Origin of the sequence: Caulobacter sp. D5, assembly GCF_003185805.1 — a bacterium.
Lineage (GTDB): Bacteria > Pseudomonadota > Alphaproteobacteria > Caulobacterales > Caulobacteraceae > Caulobacter.
This window is the reverse complement of sequence record NZ_QHJY01000476.1, coordinates 1-3,511: the sequence shown is the minus strand read 5'-3', so window position 1 is coordinate 3,511 and position 3,511 is coordinate 1. Positions and strand designations below refer to the sequence as shown.

The following is a 3,511-nucleotide window of genomic DNA, read 5'->3' as shown; positions in this document are numbered from 1 at the left end:
GCCGGTGAACTCCCGCCTTCGCAGGCACTCCCCCCTCCGTCGGCTTCGCCGACACCTCCCCCATCAGGGGGAGGGTCTTTGTCATGACCGCCTACGCCGAGCTCCAGGCCACCACCAACTTCTCCTTCCTGCACGGGGCCTCCCGCGCCGAGGAACTGATGCTGACCGCCGAGGCCCTGGGTCTGTCCGCCGTCGGGGTGGTCGACCGCAACAGCCTGGCGGGCGTGGTGCGCGCCTGGACGGCCGCGAAGAAACTGAAGGTCCGGGCCCTGGCCGGCTGCCGGCTGGACTTCGCCGATGGTACGCCCAGCCTGCTGTGCTACCCGTCCGACCGCGAGGCCTTCGCGCGGCTGACGCGGCTGCTGACGCTCGGCCAGCGGCGGGCGGGCAAGGGCGAGTGCATCCTCTCCTGGGCCGACTTCGCCGCCCACGCCGAGGGGCAGCTGGTGCTGGTCGTGCCGCCGGAAAAGCTGGACGCCGCCTTCGAGGCCGACCTCCAGCGCATCGCCGCCGCGCTGAAGGGCCGTGTCTGGCTGGCCGCCAGCCGGGCCTACGCCGCCCAGGACCTCAAGCGCCTCTCGCGCCTGGACGCCCTGGGCGAGGCGGCGGGCGCGCCGATGGTCGCCACCAACGACGTGCTCTATCACGGCCCCGAGCGGCGGCCGCTGCAGGATGTCATCACCTGCGTGCGCGAGCACTGCACGATCCAGGAAGCCGGCTTCCGGCTGCAGGCCAACGCCGAGCGCCACATCAAGGCCCCGGCCGAGATGGCGCGGCTTTTCGAGCGCTGGCCCAGGGCGATCGCCCGCACCGTCGAGATCGTCGCGCGTATCGGCTTCGACCTCGACGACCTCAAGGAAGAGTACCCCGACGAACCGGTGCCGCCCGGCAAGACTTCCATGCAGCACCTGACCGACCTGACCTGGCAGGGCGCGGCCTGGCGCTATCCCGGCGGCGTGCCGCCGAAGGTCCAGGCCCAGCTGACCGAAGAACTGCGGCTGATCGCCAAAATGGACTACCCCAACTACTTCATCACCGTGCACGACATCGTGCGCGAGGCGCGGTCGATGGGGATCCTGTGCCAGGGGCGCGGCTCGGCGGCCAATTCCTCGGTCTGCTACTGCCTGGGGGTGACGGCCATCGACCCCACCGAGCACCGCCTGCTGTTCACCCGCTTCATTTCCGAGAACCGCGGCGAGCCGCCCGACATCGACGTCGACTTCGAGCACGAGCGGCGCGAGGAGGTGATGCAGTACGTCTACAAGCGCTATGGCCGGGAATATGCGGCCATCTGCGGCACGGTGATCCACTACCGCCCGCGCAGCGCCATCCGCGACGTCGGCAAGGCCCTGGGCCTGACCGAGGACGTGACCAGCCTGCTGGCCGGTACGGTGTGGGGCAGCTGGGGCGATGGCCTGCCCGAGGAGCACCTGACCAATGCGGGCCTGGACCCCAAGGCCCCCGAGATCGCCCGCGCCGTGGCCCTGGCCACCGAGCTGATGGGCTTTCCCCGCCACCTGTCGCAGCACGTCGGCGGCTTCGTCCTGACCAAGCGCCGGCTGGACGAGACCGTGCCGATCGGCAACGCCGCCATGAAGGACCGCACCTTCATCGAGTGGGACAAGGACGACATCGACAGCCTCGGTTTGATGAAGGTCGACGTGCTGGCCCTGGGCATGCTGACGGCGATCCAGCGGGCCTTCGGCATGCTGCGGGCCGATCACGGCGAGCCGATCGTCGACCTGGCCGACGTGCCCAAGGAGGTGGCCGGCGTCTACGACATGCTGTGCGTGGCCGACAGCATCGGCGTCTTCCAGGTCGAGAGCCGGGCGCAGATGTCGATGCTGCCGCGCCTGAAGCCGCGCCGCTTCTATGACCTGGTCATCGAGGTGGCGATCGTTCGTCCGGGACCGATCCAGGGCGACATGGTCCATCCCTACCTGAAGCGGCGGAACGGCATCGAGCCGGTGGACTGGCCCAAGCCGTCGCCCGAGCACGGGCCGGAAAATGAGCTGCAGGAGATCCTCGGCAACACCTACGGCGTGCCGCTGTTCCAGGAGCAGGCCATGAGCCTGGCCATCGAGGCGGCCAAGTTCACGCCCGACGAGGCCGACGGCCTGCGCAAGGCCATGGCCACCTTCCGCAACCTCGGCACGCCGGCTGAATATCGCGAGAAGTTCGTCGAGGGCATGGTCCGGCGCGGCTATCAGCGCGACTTCGCCGAGCGATGCTTCAAGCAGATCGAGGGCTTCGGCCACTACGGCTTTCCGGAAAGCCACGCGGCCAGCTTCGCCAAGCTGGTCTACGTCTCGGCCTGGATCAAATGGGCCTGGCCGGACGTGTTCTGCGCGGCCCTGATCAATTCCCAGCCGATGGGCTTCTACCAGCCGTCCCAACTGGTGCGCGACGCGCGCGAACACGGGGTCGAGGTGCGTGCCCCGGACGTGATGCGCAGCGACTGGGACTGCACATTAGAACCGCGCCCTTCCCCCTTGATGGGGGAAGGTGGCCCGCGAAGCGGGTCGGATGGGGGTGAACGCGAAGCGTTTCTGGCGCGGCCGGCGCCGCAGTCACCCCCATCCCCGACCCTTCCCCCATCAAGGGGTAAGGGAGATCCGCGGAAAGTGTCGTGCGAGAAAACCCGCCCCCGCTGGAAGGCGCTGCGCCTGGGCCTGCGCCAGATCAAGGGGCTGAAGGAAGTCGATGCGCTGACCCTGATGAAGGCCCGCGACGAGGGCGCCCGCACGCCGGCCGAGTTCGCGCAGGGCGGCGTGCCGCAGCGGGCGCTGGAGCTGCTGGCCGAGGCCGACGCGTTCGCCTCCACGGGTCTCGCGCGCCGCGACGCCCTGTGGGCGGTCAAGGGGCTGAAGGGCGAGCACAAGGCGCCGGTCCAGGCTCCGCTTCTGGCCGGCCTGCCGCTGTTCGAGGACCAGGTGTCGCTGCCGGCCATGGGCAAGCCGCAGGAGGTGGCCGAGGACTACCGCACCACCAGCCTGTCCCTGAAGGCCCACCCGTGCGGCTTCTACCGGCCGATGCTGACGAAGCTGGGCGCGGTCACCGCCGACCAGCTGCCGAAATTCCGCAACGGCCAGAAGGTGTCGGTCGGCGGCCTCGTCCTGATCCGCCAGCGGCCCGGCACGGCCAAGGGCGTGGTGTTCGTCACCCTGGAGGACGAGACGGGCGTGGCCAACGCCGTCGTCTGGAAGGACCGCTTCGAGGCCGACCGCAACGTGGTGATGACCGCCTCGTTCCTGGTCGTGCACGGCCGGGTGCAGGCGGCCGAGGGCGTCATCCACGTCGTCGCCGAAGGCTTCACCGACCTCTCGGCCGAACTCTCGACCCTGCGCGACGAACCCGGCGCGCCGGCTCCCCGCGTACGCCAGAAGGTGTCCGGGCGACTGCTGCGGAGCCGGGATTTTCATTGAGGACGGGGAGGTGCTCAGCCCTTACCCCGTAAAATCCCCGCGAAAGCGGGGACCCAGGCTTTTTCTGAAACGCGAGGCGCTCGACG

Annotated in this window: 1 protein-coding gene; it reads left to right on the top strand. The window is 69.6% G+C overall.

What is annotated here, in order from left to right:
• Positions 1–83 precede the first annotated feature (83 nt).
• Positions 84–3,425, top strand: a complete 3,342-nt coding sequence (locus DMC18_RS23920) for an error-prone DNA polymerase (protein ID WP_110133377.1) — start codon at positions 84–86, stop codon at positions 3,423–3,425.
• Positions 3,426–3,511 lie beyond the last annotated feature (86 nt).

Bases quoted from the DNA above. Each gene is read 5' to 3' on its own strand.
- DMC18_RS23920 (WP_110133377.1), top strand. From the start codon at position 84: ATGACCGCCTACGCCGAGCTCCAGGCCACCACCAACTTCTCCTTCCTG.